The sequence below is a fragment of the Chryseomicrobium imtechense genome, from assembly GCF_041475995.1.
GTDB lineage: Bacteria > Bacillota > Bacilli > Bacillales_A > Planococcaceae > Chryseomicrobium > Chryseomicrobium aureum.
In genome coordinates, this window is sequence record NZ_JBGOBM010000008.1 from 44,310 (window position 1) to 64,306 (window position 19,997).

22 protein-coding genes are annotated in these 19,997 nt (G+C 45.1%); all 22 read right to left on the reverse strand.

Going from position 1 to position 19,997, the window contains the following annotated elements:
* Window positions 1–417 precede the first annotated feature (417 nt).
* Entirely contained in the window at window positions 418–822 is a 405-nt protein-coding gene (locus AB5N96_RS09135; RefSeq protein WP_204589777.1) for a F0F1 ATP synthase subunit epsilon, read from the reverse strand.
* 24 nt (window positions 823–846) lie between these two features.
* A complete protein-coding gene (gene atpD / locus AB5N96_RS09140) occupies window positions 847–2,262 on the reverse strand; it encodes a F0F1 ATP synthase subunit beta (protein ID WP_204589778.1) in 1,416 nt (471 codons plus the stop codon).
* 22 nt (window positions 2,263–2,284) lie between these two features.
* The gene (atpG, locus tag AB5N96_RS09145; protein ID WP_204589779.1) at window positions 2,285–3,142 is read right to left on the reverse strand and encodes an ATP synthase F1 subunit gamma; all 858 of its coding nucleotides are present in this window, start codon (window positions 3,140–3,142) and stop codon (window positions 2,285–2,287) included.
* 35 nt (window positions 3,143–3,177) lie between these two features.
* Window positions 3,178–4,686, reverse strand: coding sequence for a F0F1 ATP synthase subunit alpha (gene atpA, locus AB5N96_RS09150; protein ID WP_204589780.1), 1,509 nt, complete (start codon window positions 4,684–4,686; stop codon window positions 3,178–3,180).
* Between the two features lie 28 nt (window positions 4,687–4,714).
* Window positions 4,715–5,251, reverse strand: coding sequence for a F0F1 ATP synthase subunit delta (locus tag AB5N96_RS09155; protein ID WP_204589781.1), 537 nt, complete (start codon window positions 5,249–5,251; stop codon window positions 4,715–4,717).
* Entirely contained in the window at window positions 5,248–5,769 is a 522-nt protein-coding gene (atpF, locus tag AB5N96_RS09160) for a F0F1 ATP synthase subunit B (RefSeq protein ID WP_204589782.1), read from the reverse strand. The genes AB5N96_RS09155 and atpF overlap by 4 nt, the downstream gene beginning before the upstream one ends.
* Before the next feature lie 135 nt (window positions 5,770–5,904).
* Window positions 5,905–6,129 carry a F0F1 ATP synthase subunit C gene (atpE, locus tag AB5N96_RS09165; protein WP_204589783.1) on the reverse strand — a complete coding sequence of 75 codons (225 nt, stop codon included), beginning with the start codon at window positions 6,127–6,129 and terminating at the stop codon, window positions 5,905–5,907.
* Between the two features lie 64 nt (window positions 6,130–6,193).
* On the reverse strand, window positions 6,194–6,904 hold the full coding sequence (gene atpB, locus AB5N96_RS09170) for a F0F1 ATP synthase subunit A (RefSeq protein WP_204589784.1): 711 nt from the start codon (window positions 6,902–6,904) through the stop codon (window positions 6,194–6,196).
* Window positions 6,905–6,911: 7 nt separating this feature from the next.
* Window positions 6,912–7,304 (reverse strand): ATP synthase subunit I, encoded by a 393-nt coding sequence (locus AB5N96_RS09175; RefSeq protein WP_204589785.1) that lies wholly within the window; start codon window positions 7,302–7,304, stop codon window positions 6,912–6,914.
* A 491-nt stretch (window positions 7,305–7,795) separates the two neighbouring features.
* The gene (gene upp, locus AB5N96_RS09180; protein WP_100353390.1) at window positions 7,796–8,425 is read right to left on the reverse strand and encodes a uracil phosphoribosyltransferase; all 630 of its coding nucleotides are present in this window, start codon (window positions 8,423–8,425) and stop codon (window positions 7,796–7,798) included.
* Window positions 8,426–8,484: 59 nt separating this feature from the next.
* On the reverse strand, window positions 8,485–10,686 hold the full coding sequence (locus tag AB5N96_RS09185; RefSeq protein WP_499705342.1) for a bifunctional diguanylate cyclase/phosphodiesterase: 2,202 nt from the start codon (window positions 10,684–10,686) through the stop codon (window positions 8,485–8,487).
* A gap of 107 nt (window positions 10,687–10,793) precedes the next feature.
* On the reverse strand, window positions 10,794–12,029 hold the full coding sequence (glyA, locus tag AB5N96_RS09190) for a serine hydroxymethyltransferase (RefSeq protein WP_499705343.1): 1,236 nt from the start codon (window positions 12,027–12,029) through the stop codon (window positions 10,794–10,796).
* A gap of 13 nt (window positions 12,030–12,042) precedes the next feature.
* Window positions 12,043–12,591, reverse strand: a complete 549-nt coding sequence (locus AB5N96_RS09195; RefSeq protein ID WP_499705344.1) for a TIGR01440 family protein — start codon at window positions 12,589–12,591, stop codon at window positions 12,043–12,045.
* 28 nt (window positions 12,592–12,619) lie between these two features.
* Entirely contained in the window at window positions 12,620–13,063 is a 444-nt protein-coding gene (gene rpiB / locus AB5N96_RS09200; protein ID WP_204589790.1) for a ribose 5-phosphate isomerase B, read from the reverse strand.
* A gap of 46 nt (window positions 13,064–13,109) precedes the next feature.
* Window positions 13,110–13,556: a low molecular weight protein arginine phosphatase gene (locus AB5N96_RS09205; RefSeq protein ID WP_499705345.1), complete on the reverse strand. Its 447-nt coding sequence runs from the start codon at window positions 13,554–13,556 to the stop codon at window positions 13,110–13,112.
* Window positions 13,557–13,591: 35 nt separating this feature from the next.
* Window positions 13,592–14,611 (reverse strand): L-threonylcarbamoyladenylate synthase, encoded by a 1,020-nt coding sequence (locus AB5N96_RS09210; protein ID WP_499705346.1) that lies wholly within the window; start codon window positions 14,609–14,611, stop codon window positions 13,592–13,594.
* A 6-nt stretch (window positions 14,612–14,617) separates the two neighbouring features.
* Window positions 14,618–14,857 (reverse strand): hypothetical protein, encoded by a 240-nt coding sequence (locus AB5N96_RS09215; protein WP_499705347.1) that lies wholly within the window; start codon window positions 14,855–14,857, stop codon window positions 14,618–14,620.
* A gap of 47 nt (window positions 14,858–14,904) precedes the next feature.
* Window positions 14,905–15,762 carry a peptide chain release factor N(5)-glutamine methyltransferase gene (prmC, locus tag AB5N96_RS09220; RefSeq protein ID WP_499705348.1) on the reverse strand — a complete coding sequence of 286 codons (858 nt, stop codon included), beginning with the start codon at window positions 15,760–15,762 and terminating at the stop codon, window positions 14,905–14,907.
* Window positions 15,746–16,825, reverse strand: a complete 1,080-nt coding sequence (gene prfA / locus AB5N96_RS09225; protein WP_499705349.1) for a peptide chain release factor 1 — start codon at window positions 16,823–16,825, stop codon at window positions 15,746–15,748. The genes prmC and prfA overlap by 17 nt, the downstream gene beginning before the upstream one ends.
* Before the next feature lie 613 nt (window positions 16,826–17,438).
* Window positions 17,439–18,011 (reverse strand): thymidine kinase, encoded by a 573-nt coding sequence (locus tag AB5N96_RS09230; RefSeq protein WP_499705350.1) that lies wholly within the window; start codon window positions 18,009–18,011, stop codon window positions 17,439–17,441.
* Between the two features lie 241 nt (window positions 18,012–18,252).
* Window positions 18,253–18,468: a 50S ribosomal protein L31 gene (rpmE, locus tag AB5N96_RS09235; protein WP_094943609.1), complete on the reverse strand. Its 216-nt coding sequence runs from the start codon at window positions 18,466–18,468 to the stop codon at window positions 18,253–18,255.
* 172 nt (window positions 18,469–18,640) lie between these two features.
* On the reverse strand, window positions 18,641–19,924 hold the full coding sequence (gene rho / locus AB5N96_RS09240) for a transcription termination factor Rho (protein ID WP_204589796.1): 1,284 nt from the start codon (window positions 19,922–19,924) through the stop codon (window positions 18,641–18,643).
* Window positions 19,925–19,997: the final 73 nt, after the last annotated feature.

Sequence of the window (19,997 nt, forward strand, 5' to 3'; positions counted from 1 at the left end):
GTCGCTAGACTCGGAACTTTCGTCGCTCGCAGTGACTGTACTGGCTCTTTCGTCGCTAGAATTGCGATTTACGTCGCTGGATCTTCAGGAATCGTCGCTAGATTCGGAACTTTCGTCGCTCACAGTGAAATTAAATGTCCCAAAGCCCTTCCAAACAAAAGCCCTTCCAAACAAAAGCCCTTCCACACTCCAATCCCTTATGCCCCAAAGACCTTCCTAGCAAAAGCCCTTCAACACTCCAAGCCCTTATGTCCTTAAGCCCTTACTAGAAAAGCCCTTCAACACTCCAAGCCCTTATGTCCTCAAGCCCTTACTAGAAAAGCCCTTAAACACTCCAAGCCCTTATGTCCTTAAGCCCTTGAAAAAATCCCCAACAAAAAACCGCACCCCCAAAACTGGGAGTGCGGCGAGTGGATCTTACATATTACCCTCTTTAACGTTGATACGATTCATGGCACGCTGTAACGCAAGTTCCGCACGCTTGAAATCGACGTTATCTTGTTTAGACTGCACGCGTTCTTCCGCACGACGAAGTGCTTCTTTAGCACGAGCAGCGTCAATAGATTCAGCAAGCTCTGCAGAAGGTGTCAAAACTGATACCTGCTGTGGGCGAACTTCAACGAAGCCGCCGCTGATAGCAACGTACTCGACTTTGCCATCACGCTTGAGCTTCACTGCACCAATTTCAAGAGGTGCGACCATTGGAATATGCCCTGGCAAAATCCCAACTTCACCTGTGACCGTTTTGGCGATCACCATATCTACTTGACCATCGTATACTGGGCCGTCTGGAGTGACAATATTGACTGTTAATGTCGGCATTTGCTTTCCTCCTGGTCCCGTGTATTAGGCTTCTACACCCATAGCTTTAGCTTTTTCGATTACTTCTTCAATGCGTCCAACTAGACGGAATGCATCTTCTGGAAGGTGGTCGTATTTGCCTTCAAGGATTTGTTTGAACCCTTGAACTGTTTCTTTAACTGGTACGTAAGAACCTTGTTGCCCTGTGAACTGCTCCGCTACGTGGAAGTTCTGAGACAGGTAGAACTGGATACGACGTGCACGGTTAACTGTTTGCTTGTCGTCATCTGATAACTCGTCCATACCTAGGATGGCGATGATATCTTGAAGCTCACGGTAACGCTGTAAAGTAGACTGAACTTGACGAGCTACTGTGTAGTGCTCTTCTCCAACGATTTCCGGAGAAAGTGCACGTGAAGTAGAAGCAAGTGGATCTACCGCAGGGTAAATACCCATTTCAGAAAGTTTACGCTCAAGGTTAGTAGTTGCATCTAAGTGAGCGAAAGTTGTTGCTGGAGCTGGATCCGTGTAGTCATCGGCTGGTACATAGATCGCTTGGATCGATGTTACAGAACCTGTTGACGTAGACGTGATACGCTCTTGCAGTTGACCCATTTCCGTTGCAAGTGTTGGCTGGTAACCAACGGCAGATGGCATACGACCTAGAAGTGCCGATACCTCAGAACCTGCTTGCGTGAAGCGGAAGATGTTGTCGATGAAGAGAAGTACGTCTGCACCCTGCTCATCACGGAAATACTCAGCCATTGTCAAACCAGATAGAGCTACGCGCATACGTGCTCCAGGTGGCTCGTTCATTTGACCGAATACCATTGCTGTTTGTTTGATTACGCCAGAATCGCTCATCTCGTGGAATAAGTCGTTTCCTTCACGTGTACGCTCACCAACGCCTGCGAATACAGAGATACCCGCGTGCTCTTGTGCGATGTTGTTGATTAGTTCTTGGATAAGAACCGTTTTCCCTACTCCGGCACCACCGAAGAGACCGATTTTACCACCTTTGATATATGGTGCTAAAAGATCTACTACTTTGATTCCAGTTTCAAGGATTTCAACTTCTGTTGAAAGGTTTTCGAAAGTTGGTGCTAGACGGTGGATTGGATCACGACGTTCTGAAGTCGGGATTTCTTCTCCTAAGTCAATAACTTCTCCTAATACGTTGAATACGCGACCAAGTGTTGCGTTTCCAACTGGAACAGAGATAGCTGCACCCAAGTCTGTTACTTCCTCGCCACGCTTCAAACCATCTGTTGAAGACATTGCGATTGTACGAACTGAATCGTCCCCTAAGTGTAACGCTACTTCTAGTGTTAGTGTAGAAGGCGCTTCATTTGGACGCTCGATCGCTACAGTTAATGCATTGTAGATTTCTGGTAGTTGGCCGTTGCTGAACTTTACGTCAACAACCGGTCCCATTACCTGTAGAACATGTCCTTTGTTCACTACTGTTCCCTCCTGTCTTACTCTATTCTAATGCTGCCGCTCCGCCAACGATCTCCGTAATTTCTTGCGTGATCGCAGCTTGACGCGCACGGTTATATACTAATGTCAAACTATTGATTAAATCGGATGCATTGTCTGTTGCACTCTTCATTGCTGTCATACGTGCAGCATGTTCACTTGCTTTTCCGTCGAGTAACGCACCGAAGATTAAGCTCTCAGCGTACTGCGGAAGCAATACTTCTAAGATCGCTTCAGGAGACGGCTCGAATTCATACGATGCTGTTCCTGCTTCTGGTGCGATATCCGTTAATGGCAGTACCTTCTTCTCAGTGACTTCCTGAGAAATGGCACTGACAAAGTGGTTGTAGTACATATAAAGTTCATCATACGTACCTTCTGTGAACATACCAACAGCTTTGCGTGCAATCTCTTTAATGTCTGCGAAAGACGGCTGATCCGGAAGGCCAACTTCCGACTCAATCACGTTCGCTCCGCGTTTTGCAAAGAAGTCACGACCCATACGTCCGATTGCAAAGATGACGTACTCATCAGCTGAAGCATGACGAGTGTTGATTGCCGTTGTTACCGCACGTAGAACGTTCGCATTGTAAGCACCTGCTAGACCACGGTCAGATGTAATGACGAGGTACGCAGTCTTTTTGACAGGACGAGACGTGAGCATTGGGTGACTTGCGTCAGCTGAACCGGATGCAATCGCTGCAACGACTTCTTGAATTTTCCCCATGTATGGAACGTATGCTTTTGCATTCGTCTCTGCACGGTTCAATTTCGAAGCCGAAACCATTTGCATGGCTCTTGTGATCTGACTAGTTTTCTTTGTAGACGTAATTCGATTTTTTACATCGCGTAATGATGCCACTGGTATTTCACCACCTTATCGTTTTTTATTCGAACTTATTCGCTTGCTGCAAATGTCTTTTTGAACTCGTTGATAGCGTTCACTAGATCTTCGTCTGCAGGAAGGTCTTTAGTTGTACGAATGTGATCTAAAACGTTTGTGTGGTTTGAATCTAACCAGCTAAGAAGTTCGTTTTCGAAACGACGAACATCATTTAATGCTACATCGTCAAGAAGTCCACGTGTTAGAGCGTAAAGAATGATAACTTGCTTCTCAACTTTGATCGGTGAGTTCAAGTCTTGCTTCAATACTTCAACAGTACGTTGACCACGGTTAAGTTTTGCTTGAGTAGATGCATCTAGATCTGAACCGAACTGAGCGAATGCTTCTAGTTCACGGAAAGCCGCTAAGTCAAGACGTAGTGTACCTGCTACTTTTTTCATTGCTTTGATCTGGGCAGAACCACCAACACGTGATACAGAAAGACCTGCGTTGATTGCTGGACGTACACCAGAGAAGAATAAATCAGACTGTAAGAAGATCTGACCATCTGTGATTGAGATTACATTTGTTGGAATGTAAGCTGAGATATCCCCTGCTTGTGTTTCAACGAACGGTAATGCAGTGATTGAACCTGCACCAAGTGTTTCATTCAACTTTGCAGCGCGCTCAAGTAGACGGCTGTGCAAGTAGAATACATCCCCTGGATATGCTTCACGACCTGGAGGACGTTTTAATAGTAGTGAAAGCTCACGGTAAGCCGCAGCTTGTTTAGAAAGATCATCGTACACGACAAGAACGTGCTTGCCTTGGAACATGAATTCTTCTGCCATTGTTACACCTGCATAAGGAGCTAGGTATAGTAATGGAGATGGTTGAGAAGCCGAAGCTGTAACAACGATTGTGTAATCTAATGCGCCTTTTTTACGTAAAGTTTCTACTACGTTACGTACAGTAGATTCTTTTTGTCCAATAGCAACATAGATACAGATCATGTTTTGGTCTGCTTGGTTAAGGATCGTATCGATCGCAACAGATGTTTTACCTGTTTGACGGTCACCGATGATTAACTCACGCTGTCCACGACCGATTGGCACTAGTGCATCGATCGCTTTGATACCTGTTTGAAGTGGCTCGTGAACCGATTTACGCGCCATAACACCTTGTGCTGGGCTTTCGATTGGACGAGTTGTTGTTGTTTCGATAGGACCTTGCCCATCAAGTGGCATACCAAGTGGGTTTACTACACGCCCGATAAGCGCTTCTCCTACTGGTACTTCCATAATACGGCCTGTACGACGTACTTCATCGCCTTCTTTGATGTCTGTGTATGGTCCAAGGATAACGATACCTACGTTGTTTTCCTCAAGGTTTTGCGCCATACCAAGTACACCTGTTGAGAACTCAAGAAGCTCTCCAGCCATGACGTTGTCGAGACCATGAGCACGAGCGATACCGTCACCGACTTGGATAACTGTACCCACATCGCTTACTTTCATTTCAGATTCGTAGTTTTGAATCTGCTGCTTAATCAAGACACTGATTTCTTCAGCTTTGATGCTCATGTATGTCACCTCTCATATTTCTATAGTATTAACCGATCAAGTTACGCTTCAAGCGAGTAAGTTTAGAACTTAATGTGTTGTCGTAAATGCGGTTTCCGATTTGAATGCGTAGGCCACCAATTAAGGATGGGTCTACTACGTTATGAATATTTAAAGAACCTTTGCCTACTTCTTGTGCGAATGCAGAAGAGATGTGTGCACGTTCTTCGTCTGTTAAAGCGCGTGTTGAGTAAACCGTTGCTTCCGCAATTCCTTGTGCTTCGTTTGATAGAGCACTGAATTCTTCCACAATGGCTGGAAGTTCGTGCAGGCGTTTCTTTTCAACAAGAAGCTGAAGTGTGTTCACAACTGCTGGGCTTGCTGAGCCGAATACTGTACGAATTAATTCTTTCTTTTTATCTAAAGAAAGTTTTGGGGAATCGAACAAGGCTTGCACGTCTGCGTCTTGTTTCCAAGCTGCTTTGATTTCCGTTAAGTCCTCACGTGTTGTAACCAATGTATCGTTTTCTCGTGCCAGTTCGAATAAAGCGATGGCGTAACGCTTTGCTACTGCAGATTTGCTCACTTCGCTTCGCCTGCCTTCGCAATCGTAGCCTCGATTAATGCACGATTATCTTCTTCCGTAACTTCTTTCTCAAGCACTTTCGATGCAGCAAGTACTGACAAGGAAACAACTTCCTCACGTACAGCAGCAATCGCGCGTGCTTTTTCAGTTTCAATCTCACGTACAGCAGACTCTTTCAAGCGTGCTGCTTCTTCACGTGCAGTTGTCATAATCTCTTCACGAGAAACGTCGCCTTGTTTCTTCGCGTTTTCAACGATTGCCAATGCTTCCGTGCGTGCTTGTTTTAGTAATTCACGTTGCTCGTCAAGTAGTTTTTGTGATTCGATACGGCTGTTTTCAGCTGCTTCGATCTCGCTCGCTACTAACTGCTCACGCTCGTTCATGATTCCCATTAATGGACCCCATGCGAATTTCTTCAACAGTACCATTAGTAATGTAAAGAAGAATAAAGTCGCTAAGATATCCCATGTATTTAAGCCCGTGGCGCCAGCCCCGAGTACCAGGTAATCAAAAGACACGATTGTTTCACTCCTTTCAAACGCTATTCCGTCGTTTTCTTGCTTCTATTGAGTAAACAAAAACTTTGTTGTTTTCTGTGGTTGTTTTGCTTAAAGGAAGTGGCGGATATGCTCCGCCACTTAAGTTTTAATCAATTATTGGTTCAATGCGATGAACGCGATAACTGCTGCGATGATTGGAAGTGCCTCAACTAATGCAACCCCGATGAACATAACTGTTTGAAGTGCGCCACGTGCTTCTGGTTGGCGAGCGATACCTTCAACTGTTTTTGAAACGATAAGACCGTTACCGATACCTGCACCAAGTGCTCCTAATCCGATTGCGATAGCTGCTGCTAATAAACCTACTGAACCTGTCATTGTGTAGTTTCCTCCTAAAGTTTGGTTGGTTTTAAGTTTATACTGAAGTCCCCTTCAGTTTATATTAATGGTCGTCTGCCACTTTATGTGCCATATACACCATCGTTAACATAACAAAGATAAATGATTGGATACCCCCGATGAAGATCGAGAATCCGATCCAGGCCATACCTGGAATGATGGCTCCGATGAAGCCAAATGCGCTTGCAGTTGCGAGTCCGGCGATAAGTCCGAGTAGTACCTCACCTGCGTAGATGTTTCCGTAAAGACGTAGACCAAGTGTCAACGTGTTTGCGAATTCCTCAATAACTTTTAGTGGTGCCATGAATGGCAACGGTTTTGCAAAGTCACTGATGTACCCTTTGAACCCTTTTGCTTTCACGCCGTAATAGTTAGTTAATGCGATAATCATTACAGCAAGCGTCATCGTTACAACTGGGTCAGCTGTTGGTGATTTCCACCACAAGTATTTGTCATAAACGATGGCAAATGGAAGTCCGAGGATATTCGACACAAAGATAAACATAAGAAGCGTGATTCCAAGTACATGGAAGCTTCCGCCTGTTTTCCAGTCCATGTTGCTTTTGATGATGCCTTTTACGAAGTCCATAATCCACTCCATAAAGTTTTGCATCCCTGTTGGTTTGAGTTTCAAGTTACGTGTCGAAATGACAGCTATCAAGAACACGATAAGCGTCGTGATGGCAAGCATCATCAATGTCGACCAGTTTCCTGTCATACCGAGAAACTCATATTCTGGAGCTAAATGATCCACTAGTAGTTCACCTCTCTTTCGCATCTTCATTTTGTTTGCGTATCGCAAATACTAGCTGTTCTATGACCAGTAGAACATACGGTATCATTAGACCAATTACCGTACTGATCAAATGGAAATATTCAGGTAGCGATAGGGCAATCGCCACTGCCGCAATTCCTGAAGCAAAGCGTAATCCAGTACCGAGACTGACGCGCTTTTTTCCTTGATCAAAAGCACGGTCAAACTTCAGCATTCGACGCTGTAGGATCCAGAAGTTATAGAGTCCAAAGGCTGCCCCGAGACCGATGCCCGCAAATATGGTCGAATACGGCGTGAACGCTGCACCGAGCACACAGGCTGCGAGCAAAAAGAGTATGTACTTTTTCTGCCGCTGGTAAATGTGAAATAAATTGAGCATTGGAATTCTCCTGAATTTAGATTCGAATGGAAGCGAGATTTTTCGCTGGTTCTGGGGTGCTTCTCAAATGAAGACGCTAGCTTGCAGAAAGTGGAATAGACAGTCGGATTTCAGTATGAAACCCCTATCATTAATATCCTTTGTAAGCATACAATAGCACCTATTTCATGTCAATTGCATCCTGTGAAAAACATCACAAGACACCTCTGTTCGACAAATTACGGACATAATTCTTTTGTTATGTTTGGAAGGGGGTGTTTTTCGAACAAAAAATCCAACAGTGCCTAGGCGCTGTTGGAGAAAATAGAGCTTTCAATTGTTATATACGAAAGTTTTACGAGACGCAAACCAAGTTGAGTGGAATGCAGGGGCTGACTCCAGTGGGATCCAAGTCGGAACGTGAGACCCCACAACGAGACGAAGTCGAAGTGAGGAGGCTCACGCCGCGCCCTCGGAAAGCAGCCCCGGAATGGAGCTCAACGTTTAAAAACTTACTTCGTACCAAATAAACGGTCACCCGCATCGCCAAGACCTGGCACGATGTAGCCGTGATCGTTTAGCTTTTCGTCAAGCGCTGCGATATAAACGTCGACGTCTGGGTGTGCTTGTTGCAATAATTCGACGCCTTCTGGTGCTGCAATTAAGCACATGAATTTGATGCTTGTTGCTCCGCGCTTTTTCAGTGAGTTGATGGCTTCGATTGCTGAACCGCCTGTAGCAAGCATTGGATCAACGACGATAAAGTCGCGCTCTTCCACGTCTGCTGGCAATTTCACATAGTATTCGACCGGTTGCAACGTTTGTGGGTCACGGTAAAGGCCGATGTGTCCAACTTTTGCTGCCGGAATCAATTTTAAGATACCGTCTACCATTCCGATTCCTGCACGTAGGATTGGCACGATACCCATCTTCTTCCCTGCAAGGACCTTTGATTTTGTGACGGTTACAGGTGTCTCCACTTCCGTTTCGACTAGTGGCATGTCGCGTGTGATTTCAAAGGCCATCAATGTTGCGACCTCATCGACTAACTCGCGAAATTCTTTTGTTCCTGTTTCGACGCTGCGGATATACGTTAATTTATGTTGAATCAGTGGGTGATCAAATACGAAAACTTTTGACATCCTGTTCACTCCTCTTCATTTCATTCTGACCTATTATAGCAAAAAAAAGAGAAGACTTTCTAGGTCTCCTCAGTTTTGATTATTTCGTCTATTTGCGCGAGAGGTAATGGCTTATAGAAATAGTACCCTTGTCCGATAGAACAACTCATTCCACGCAGTAAAATCATTTGTTCATAGGTCTCAATGCCCTCTGCAACGGCTCGAATATCGAGTTTGTCAGCGAGATCGATAATTGTTTGGACCACCGCTCGTGTTCCACTCGTATGAATTTGTGAGATGAAGCTCCGGTCTAATTTAATTTCAGAGATCGGAAGTTCATGCAAATAACTGAGTGATGAATAGCCAATTCCAAAGTCATCGATGGAGCAACGAATCCCCTCTTTTGCGAGATTTTTCAAAATCGTCTTTGCCTGCTCCAAGTCTTCAAGACGAATACTTTCTGTCAGCTCCAGCACAATGCATTCTGATGGGAGGTCGTAGTCTTTTAACAATCGAAGTAAACTTTCTAAAAAGCCAGATTGATAAAAGTGGTTCGGCGAGATGTTCACTGCCACTGGGTAAAGGTATTTGTGTTTAGATTGGCGGTCACTTTGCCAGGATAAAACTTTATTTAAAATAATCATCTCGAGTTGGTCAATTTTACCCGCGCTCTCGGTCGCTTCGATGAAGTCGACTGGAGAAACGATGCCAAGACGACTCGAGTTCCAACGCGCAAGTGCTTCAAAACTGATGATCCGACCGCTCTCCATATCGACTTTCGGTTGCAAATGGACATCAAATTCCTGCTCCCGCAAGCCAATTTCAATGGCACTTTGCAATTCCATATTGCGCTTGATGGCCTCATCCATCTCGACGGAATAATAACAAACTTGCTCCCCATTGCGTTTTTTCGCTTCCGACAAAGCAAGGTCCGCTTGGCGAATGAGCTGCGTCACTTCATCACCTTTTTGATACGGTACGACACCAATATGAAGAGGGAGAAAAATTTCCATTTGATCGATTTTGATTGGGAAATGACCAGCTCGTAGGAGCAGTTCTAGAATATCTCGGAAATCTTCCCGCCTTGTATTCCCTGCCAAAATAAGCGTTGTGCTCGTAAAGCGTGCCATCACATAGTTGTAGTCTTCCAAGATTCCGTCTAATCGACGACCTAATTCTTTCAACACTAGGGATGCGATTTCTCGTCCAAACATATCGACAATTTCCGGATGGTTTGTCGGTGTAACGATTGCGACAAATCCATTTTCTGAGTCCTCATCCAAATCTTTGACCTCTGTATAAAAATAGTTCATATTGGCAAGGCCTGTTTCCTGGTCTTGATACGCCAAATGCAGAATTTTTTCTTGATCCGCTGCATTGCGGAATGCGAGTAGAACGAGCGGCACGATTTTTTGAATAAACGCCATTTCGAGTTTCGTAGGGCTAATACTTTCGCGGAAATAAACACCGAACGTCCCTATCGTTTGCCGCTGGTGATTGACAATCGGGAAACTCCAACACGCTTTAAACCCATAAAGATTCGGACCTTCCCCGATATACGGAATCCAATTTGGGGAGTTCTCAACATCCTCTGTGATGACAACTTGCTGATGGTAAGCTGCTGCTCCACACGTCCCAGAATTCGGCCCAATCTCTAGACCCTCTATTACTTTTGAATACTCTTTCGGTAAAGACTTGGTGGCAAGTCCATAGAGATGGCCATCGCGCACGTGCATGATGCTACACATCGAACCTTCTGTGAAAAACTGCTCTACTTTATAACAAATTTCTTGAAGAAGTGAACTGATGGCATAGCCTTTTTCAATTCCTTCATAGATCTCTGCTTGCATTTCAATGATAGACTCTTGTTGTTTTTGGACAGTAATATCGGATTGAAGAGCCACTTCGAACACGGAATTACCAGCACTGTCATAAAACGTTTGGCCGATGACATCAAACCAAATAGGTGTGCCGTCCTTACAATAGTGTAAAACTTCACGTCTAGAAGATCCCATTTCATTAAAATCCCAGCTGATCAAACGCTCCGTCTCGTGAAAATGAGAACTGCTATGTTGACTTCCATAAAGAAAAGAGACACTCTTTCCATAGACATCCGATGGTTGAAATCCTGTCTTTTCAGAAAAGGCTTCATTGACATAAATGATAGGTTTTCCTGGAAGGTTAGGGTCCCGCACGATATAACTTGTATCAAATTGACTACCTATCTTTTTAATCCAGTGCAAGAGTTCTGTTCGCACCGCGTTATCAATCTGTTGGCTCATACCCGCCCCCCTCTACTGAATAGTCACGAATGACTTTCTTTAGTTTACGGAAAATTGCGAAAAAAAGCCACCTCATTTTTTTGGAGGTGGCTCGTAGTTCTCAAATATTAAGCATAAAGTGGAAACTTGTCCGTCAACGCTTTCACTCGATCTTTCGCAGTCGCGAGGGCCGCTTCGTCTTCATGATTTTTCAGAAGATCTGCGATAATTTTACCGATTTCTTTCATCTCATCTTCTTTGAATCCACGCGATGTGACAGCTGGCGTTCCAATTCGAATACCAGAAGTGACGAACGGGCTTTCTTGGTCGAATGGAATTGTATTCTTGTTAACTGTGATGCCGACTTCATCAAGGACATGCTCGGCTACTTTCCCAGTCAATCCTAAACCTTTTACATCGATCAAAAATACATGGTTGTCTGTTCCGCCAGATACGATACGCACTCCCTCTTCTGACAGAGTAGCGGCTAACGCTTGTGCGTTGTCGATTACTTGTTGTTGATACGTTTTGAAATCGTCTTGAAGTGCTTCACCAAATGCGACAGCTTTCGCTGCAATCACATGCATAAGTGGTCCACCTTGAATACCTGGGAAGATTGTCTTGTCGATTTTCTTTGCCCACTCTTCAGTAGTCAAAATCAATCCACCACGTGGTCCACGAAGTGTTTTATGTGTAGTCGATGTGACAAAGTGCGAATGTGGTATTGGATTTGGATGCAAACCAGCAGCGACAAGTCCTGCGATGTGCGCCATATCGACCATTAAATATGCACCGACTTCATCTGCGATTTCACGGAACTTCGCGAAGTCAATTGTGCGTGAGTATGCACTTGCTCCTGCTACGATCATTTTCGGCTTATGCTCAAGCGCTTTTTGACGAACATCTTCATAATCGATCAGTTCGGTTTCTTTGTTGACACCGTACTCAACGAAGTTGTACTGAATTCCACTGAAGTTAACAGGTGAACCGTGTGTTAAATGCCCACCGTGTGAAAGGTTCATTCCAAGGATTGTGTCCCCTTGCTCAAGTGCTGTCATGTAGACCGCCATGTTCGCTTGTGAACCAGAGTGTGGCTGGACGTTGGCGTGTTCTGCACCGAATAGTTCTTTTAAACGGTCACGTGCGATGTTTTCAACGACATCGACGTGCTCACATCCACCGTAATAGCGTTTCGCAGGATAGCCTTCTGCATATTTATTTGTCAGTACAGAGCCTTGCGCTTCCATAACAGCTTGTGTGACAAAGTTTTCAGAGGCGATCAGTTCGATATTGGCCTGCTGACGCTTTTTTTCGTTTTCCATTGCTTCGAATACGGCTTGGTCTTGCGCTTGAATGTTTTTCACTATGATGTTCCTCCTAGTTTCCATAAAATGCACGTCGTCCACCAATGAGCTTTGGACGTGTGGTAGCCGTGGTGACGATGGCATCACCAATCATCTTCACGGATGTTCGAACAGGTACAGCGACTTCTTTCAAATGCATCCCAATCAATGTTTGACCAATATCAATGCCTGCATGCGCGCGAATGTTCTCTACGACGACTGGGTCATGGAACTGTTCATAGGCATAGGCAGACATGGGACCGCCTGCAGATGGGACCGGTATAACCGATACTTCTTCGAGCTGAAACTTGTCAGCCGTTTCGCGACACATGGTGAGTGCGCGGTTTATATGTTCACAGCCTTGAAACGCAAGATAAACACCTTTTCGTCTTGCGAATTCCTCGAGGGGCTCAAAAAGTGCCTCTGCAACTTCCGTGGCCCCCGCTGTTCCAATTTTCTTCCCGATAACTTCTGAGGTGGAGCAGCCGACGACAAAGAGTGTAGCCGGTTTGATGTCCATGAGTTGTTCGAATTCGTTCAGCAGCTGTTCAAGTTGTGCTTTCCACTGGCTTGTTGCTTCCATTCCAAACGCCTCCCTCATAGGAATTGATTTAGTTGTTGTCTTCGATTTGTGCAATTTTGTTGATACGTGTTTCGTGACGGCCGCCTTCGAATTCGTTCTCGAGCCAAGTCGATACGATTTCGCGAGCAAGACCTGCCCCAATGACACGCTCACCCATTGCAAGGATGTTTGAGTTGTTGTGGCATTTTGTCATTTTAGCAGAAAATACGTCGTGGACGAGCGCACAACGAATACCTTTGTATTTGTTAGCGGCAATCGACATTCCGATTCCAGTTCCACAAATCAAAATTCCTGAATCAAACTCGCCTCCTGCAACGCCTTCACATACTGGCTTTGCATAGTCTGGGTAGTCCACAGAGTCTTTTGTTTGGGGACCGAAGTCTGTGACTTGATGGCCTAGTTCTTCTAGAAGCGAGACAATTTCTTTTCGTAAGTTGTTTCCGCCATGGTCGGATGAAATGGCAATGTTCACGTGCATTCCCTCATTTCTGTATCATTCGTTCAAGTCCATCATATCATTAATTTTTGTCGTTGTGGAGATGCAGTCGGTGAAGTGCTTTTTGTTGCAATTGTTCAAGTTGATACAGTGTAAACTGATAATCTTGCAAGTTCCCTCCAAACGGATCTGCAATTTCAAATGCGTTTTCTGGATCTGCAAATTCCGAATAGGTGAAGACCTTATCGCGATTTTCCGGAAACGCATGGAGAAGCGCATGCTTGTGACTCGTTGTCATCGTCAACACGACATCCGCCCAATCCAGTAGGTCTGCTGTCACGGGTTGAGAAGCATGCGAAGCATCTACCCCCTTTTCAGCCAAGGCTTGTTTGGCATGATAGGACATGTCCGCTCCGTGGCTTGCATAGACACCAGCCGATTGAACTTCGACGCCATCGAGCTCGCGCCAAATTGCTGCTGCCATTGGACTACGACATGTATTTCCTGTACAAACAAATAAAATGTTCATAGAAAGTCATCTCCTTTTTACCCCTCGTGGTTATCTCATAACCAAGTACCGCCCGCAGCTTTCTCGAGACGGTTCATCAATGCCTTGCCGACTCCTTCAGCTGGGAAAGCGGCCGCCACAATCAAATCGACTTCTACTTGATTACATGCCCGAAGTGCACTAAACAAGTGACGGCTAATTGACTCGAGTGACGCGTCAGTCCCGAGTGACAAAAACTCATCGTGAGGAAGGTAGCGATACTTTTCTGGAGCCACCAGCGCAATTTTTTTACCCATTCTGCGCAGCTCTTCCATTTTGTCACCTGTCATTGCCTGATCTAAATATGCTAAGTAAACCGGCGCATCTGGGGCATAATGCGTGTATTTCATTCCCGGAGCTTTTGGAGCCTGTTCTTCGCGAAGACGACCTGCACCTTGCATGTCTCCAATCACGTCTTGGAGCATTTCTTCTGTGATGGAACCTGGACGCAACAGTGCGGGTGGTTGAACGGTAAAGTCAACAATCGTCGATTCCAACCCGGCCGTTGCAGGTCCTCCATCCACAATCATTGGAATGCGTCCCTCTAAATCTTCAACAACGTGACTTGCCGCAGTGGGGCTAGGTTTGCCACTGCGGTTTGCGCTTGGTGCCGCTATAGGAATGTTCGCAAATTCAAGAAGTTCATGGGCAACGGGATGCGCCGGCATTCGCACACCGACTGTGGATAACCCAGCTGACACGGCTGGCGCAAGCGCCCCTTCTTTTAAAGGTAAAATTACCGTTAACGGACCCGGCCAGAATGCATCCATCGCTTTTTGTGCAAGTTCTGGAATATACGCGATGAACCCTTGCAGTTGCTCGGTTTTTCCTACATGAACAATAAGTGGATTATCAGAAGGACGGCCCTTTGCCTCGTAGATTTTAGCAACAGCTTGAGGATTTCTCGCATCTGCACCAAGGCCGTATACAGTCTCTGTCGGGAAAGCCACTACTTCTCCAGCGACCCACTTATCCACAATTTGTTGATAACTTTCAAGGTTATCCCCATCTCTATCCACATGTACAAACTTTGTCATTTCGCGTCATCCTTCTTGTAAACTGATTTTATTCCCATCCTGTGGAGAACTATCGTCATCATCTGTGGAAAACCATCGCTTCCATAGTGTGACAAAAAACGATTTTGGCTCTTCGACATCCTTCTCGTCGTAGCAACTATTTTTCACGAGGATACACCAAAAGTTATCTCCACGTCCATCTAATAAGATCCATAGAAAATGTTCAGCGGCGTCTAGCCGATTTAGTAAATTTTGAAAATGAGTCATCCCGATTCCCCCTTGAAATCAGCATGACCCACTTTCTACTACTCTATTCATAAAGTTGCAAAAACCATTCGGTCGCGTCCATTTAAATCTTGAACGACTTCCACTTTCGCTGTCGGAAGCGCTTGCTCTAGCAGTAGTTTAACTGCTGGACCTTGCAAATACCCGATTTCAAAACCGACGATGGCCTGCGCACTTAGTAGTTCTGGTAACCTTGCACACATTTTTTTATAGAAGTAAAGCCCCTCGTCTTCTGCAAATAGAGCAAGATGTGGTTCGTGGTCAAGGACGTTACCATGCATTTGCTGCTTTTCCACTTCTGCGATATAAGGGGGATTGGAGACGAAAATATCCCACTTCTCCCCTTCAATCGGCTCGGTCATATCCCCTTGCAAGAATTGAACGTCTGCTTGTAGGAAATCTGCATTTTGTCGCGCGATTTCTAGAGCTTGAGACGAGATATCCACAGCATGGACCTCAGCTTCTGGAATCTCCAGTTTCAAAGTCGTTGCGATGCATCCAGTACCTGTTCCGATATCCACAATTCGAACGGGTCGCTTAGCAAACACAGATTCCTTGCGGTGCACGAGTTGTTCAATCAATTCTTCCGTTTCCGGACGAGGAATGAGGACATCCGGAGTCACTTTGAAGTGACGGCCGTAAAATTCAGCTACTCCGCTTACATACTGATATGGCGTTCCGGTTGCGATTTGTTCAATTCCTTTTTCGTACTTTGTAATTTTATCTTCCGGAAATGGATCGAACTGCTTCATCATCACATCACTGGACGTGAACTGTAAAACATCTTGCAAGAAAAACTTTGCAGCAAGTCCTTCTTGTCCGTTTGCCTCTAAATAAGAAGAAGCCCATGAGAGGGCCTCTTGAATTGTATTAAATCGTGCTTTCATTCATCTTCTCCAGCTTTTCGGCTTGATCTTCGATAATCAATGCTTCAATGACTTCATCGAGTTTGCCTTCCATAATCTGGTCAAGTTTCTGGATTGTCAGGCCGATACGATGGTCGGTTACACGATTTTGCGGGAAGTTGTACGTACGGATACGCTCAGAGCGGTCACCCGTTCCAACTGCTGATTTACGTACAGCATCGTATTCCGCTTGTGCTTCTTGACGGTACTTGTCCGCAACACGCGCACGCAGTACTTTCATCGCTTTTTCTTTGTTTTTAATTTGCGATTTTTCATCCTGACACGTCACGACTGTATTCGTTGGAATGTGAGTTAGACGAACCGCTGACATCGTCGTATTAACCGATTGTCCACCGGCACCAGACGATGCATACGCGTCGAAACGAATGTCTTTGTCGTGAATTTCCACATCGACTTCTTCCACTTCCGGAAGACAGGCAACTGTCGCAGTTGACGTATGAATACGCCCACCCGACTCCGTTTCAGGAACACGTTGCACGCGGTGTGCACCGTTTTCATACTTCAATTTTGAGAAAGCTCCGTTTCCAGCAATCATGAAGACGACTTCTTTGTAACCACCAAGACCTGTAGGAGAAGAATCCATAATATCGATTTTCCAGCCATTTGTTTCAGCAAAGCGGCTGTACATACGAAATAGACTTCCAGCAAACAAGGCTGCCTCGTCTCCACCTGCTGCTCCGCGGATTTCCATGATGACGTTTTTGTCATCGTTCGGGTCTTTCGGAATCAATAAAATGTGCAGGCGTTCTTCGAGTTTTTCGATTTGCGCCTCCAGTTCATTGACTTCTTCTTTGACCATTTCGCGCATGTCTGCGTCGAGTTTGTCATCTAACATTTCTTTAGCTTCTGCCAATTGTTCTTTTGCTGCCTTGTATTCACGGTATGCATCGACTGTTTCTTGTAGGTCCGATTGCTCTTTTGAGTACTGGCGAAGCTTGTTTGTATCATTGACGATTTCCGGGTCCGATAGCATTTCGTTCAGCTTGTCATAGCGGTCTTCAACGGCTTGTAAGCGATCAAACATAGGGACACCTCCTGGGGCGGGTTTGTTATTAGGTTTTAAATACTTTTAAATGAGTAGTTGGTAATTTGTAATTTGTGCTATTTTATTGGAAATCCCTCCACCCAGGTCGTCATTTCCTGGGGGATTTTCCTCGAGCCTCCCCACGTAAGATGAAAGAAAAGCACTTTCATCTTCGTTGCCGGGTCTCGAGAAAACTCCGATAGCCCGGGAAATAACGACCTGGCTTCCGGGATTTGACGTCACAATTAAGTTATTCATGAAAATACTATAGCTATAAAAAGTGACAGGCACTAAATTTGATGCCAGCACTAAGTCACTAAGTCACTAAAGTAGGTTCAATCGACAAGAGTAGGTAGTGAGTTCCTGGGGTGACGTTCTATTAATCTAAATGGAATCGAGTTGCACCTCCTAGAAATCCCGCAAGATGCCATCGCATCCCATGAAGCAAAGAGCGCTTCACGGGCTCCGCTGTCATCTCGCACAATTTCTGAACAGTCGGCTCCACATCTAATTACAGTGGAGGCGAGAAGTGCAAGCTTCTCGTATGCCAAGAGGAGGCTCCGGTATGCTCCCCCCTGGGACTCACTGCCGTATCGCCAGAGATTGATCCTAACTATAGTGGTGGATTCGCATGACACTTCCGGCAAACCGGGTAGTAGCTATCGTTACCACCGATCACGATTTGAGTGCCCGTGCGAACTGGCTTTTTGTTCTCATCTACCCGCAAATTCATCGTTGCTTTACGGTGACAGAACCAACAAATTGTTTTCATTTCTTCGATTTTATCGGCGTACGTCAACATGTACCGGCTACCTTCAAACAATTCATTCATGAAGTCATTTTTCAGACCAAAGCCCATCACAGGAATATTTAGCTCATCTACGATTTGCGTAAGTTGCAGGACGTGTTCTTTGCTAATGAATTGGACTTCATCAATAAGAACACAATAGATACGCTCATTTTGATCTTTTACGTAGTCAAACAAGTTGGTATCCTCAAATACCGGAATCGCTTTGCGCTTGAGTCCGATTCGACTTGCGACCGTCCCCACTTCATCCCGTGTATCGATTGCTGGTGTGAAAATAATGACCGGTTTGTTTTGCTCTTCATAGTTGTGGGCAACTTTGAGGATCTCGATGGATTTCCCGCTGTTCATTGCGCCATGCTTGAAAAATAGTTGTGCCATGTAGGTACTCCTTTATAGTTTTTATAGGTACCTGTCCCAGAAACTATTCTGACATTCATGAATATTCACCAAATATACACCACGAACCTGTGTTATTACAGTTAGTTTTACATATTTATGAATTGTGTTTGAATTGTGTGGGTGACAGGTACCTTTTGGGAGTTACTTCCAAATAGAAGCCCGCTCCACTTTTCTATCAAAAAATACCTGTAAGGCAAATGCCCCACAGGTATTTAGGTTCTTAGTTTTGTTGCTCTTCTTTAAGACCGTATTTTTTGTTGAAGCGATCAACACGACCATCCGCTGCTGCGAATTTCTGACGTCCTGTGTAGAATGGGTGACACTCGCTGCAGAACTCGACGTTGATGTTTTCTTTTACAGAACCTGTTTTGAATGAGTTTCCACATGAACAAGTAACTGTTGCTTCTTTGTAGTCTGGATGAATTCCTGATTTCATCTGCTTTCTCTCCTCTCGCCCTGAACCATCTGGAACAGAGTTGGTTATGAAAACTGATACCTTACATGGCCCGGTGTGTCAGCCACATATGTAACAGAAATAATAAAACTTACAACGACTAGAATACCATGTTTTGGCGGTCAATTCAAGTAGTTAGTTTGAAAAAAGTTGCTTACAGGGAGGCTTTGTTTGCCTTATGTGCTTTCATTTCATCCGCTAATTGTTGGAAGAATGCGTCGTTGTCTTTTGTCTGTTTCAACTTGCGCATGAATCGCTCGGTAAAGTCTGGAGAATCCGAGAATGTCTTGCGGATGGCCCATAGTTTATCCAGCTGTTCTTTTGGCAGTAACAACTCTTCTTTCCGTGTACCTGAGCGGCGAATATCTAACGCTGGGAAGATGCGACGTTCAGCAAGCTGGCGATCTAGGTGAAGCTCAAGGTTTCCTGTTCCTTTGAACTCCTCGTAGATCACTTCATCCATACGCGAGCCTGTGTCGACTAAAGCCGTTGCTAAAATCGTCAAGCTTCCGCCTTCTTCGATATTACGAGCTGCTCCGAAGAAACGTTTTGGACGGTGGAATGCTGCTGGATCAATCCCTCCAGAAAGCGTCCGACCGCTTGGTGGAATGACTAAGTTGTACGCGCGTGCAAGACGCGTGATGGAGTCCATCAAAATAATGACGTCCCGCTTGTGCTCAACAAGGCGCATCGCACGCTCAAGAACAAGTTCTGTCACTTTTACGTGATTTTCAGGAACTTCGTCGAATGTTGAGCTAACAACATCTGCTTTCACTGAACGCTCAATATCTGTCACTTCTTCTGGTCGCTCATCGATTAGTAGGACAATCAATTCCGCTTCCGGATGGTTCGTTGTGATGGCATTGGCTACTTCTTTCAATAACATCGTCTTTCCGGCTTTTGGTGGGGCTACAATTAATCCACGTTGACCGAAGCCTACTGGCGCAACTAGATCCATGATGCGTGTAGACAATCGTTCTGGCGTCGTCTCTAACTTTAACTGACGGTCCGGGTAGAGCGGTGTAAGGGCAGGAAAATGAACACGTTCTTTTGCCGTCTCTGGGTCTTCCCCGTTTACCAGTTCAACGTGTAACAATCCGTAGTAACGCTCGCTCTCTTTTGGAGGACGTACTTTTCCGGTAACTTTATCTCCGTTACGTAAATCAAAGCGACGAATCTGCGAGGCAGAGATGTAGATATCTTCAGAACTCGGCGAATAGTTGATTGGGCGAAGAAAGCCAAATCCTTCTGATGAAATGATTTCTAAAACACCTTCCATGAAGAAAAAGCCTTCTTGCTCGGCACGCGATTTCAAGATGGATATAATGAGTTCTTTTTTTGTTAGTTTGCTGTAAGACGAGATTTTGTATCTCTTTGCGAGCTCATATAGCTCTTTTAACGTCATATTTTCCAGTTCATTGATTGTATGCTGGGTCATATTGGCACCACACTCTTAGATTATTTTGTTGGGATTGCATGTGTTGGGAGTTATCGGATACAGGAAGGGATGA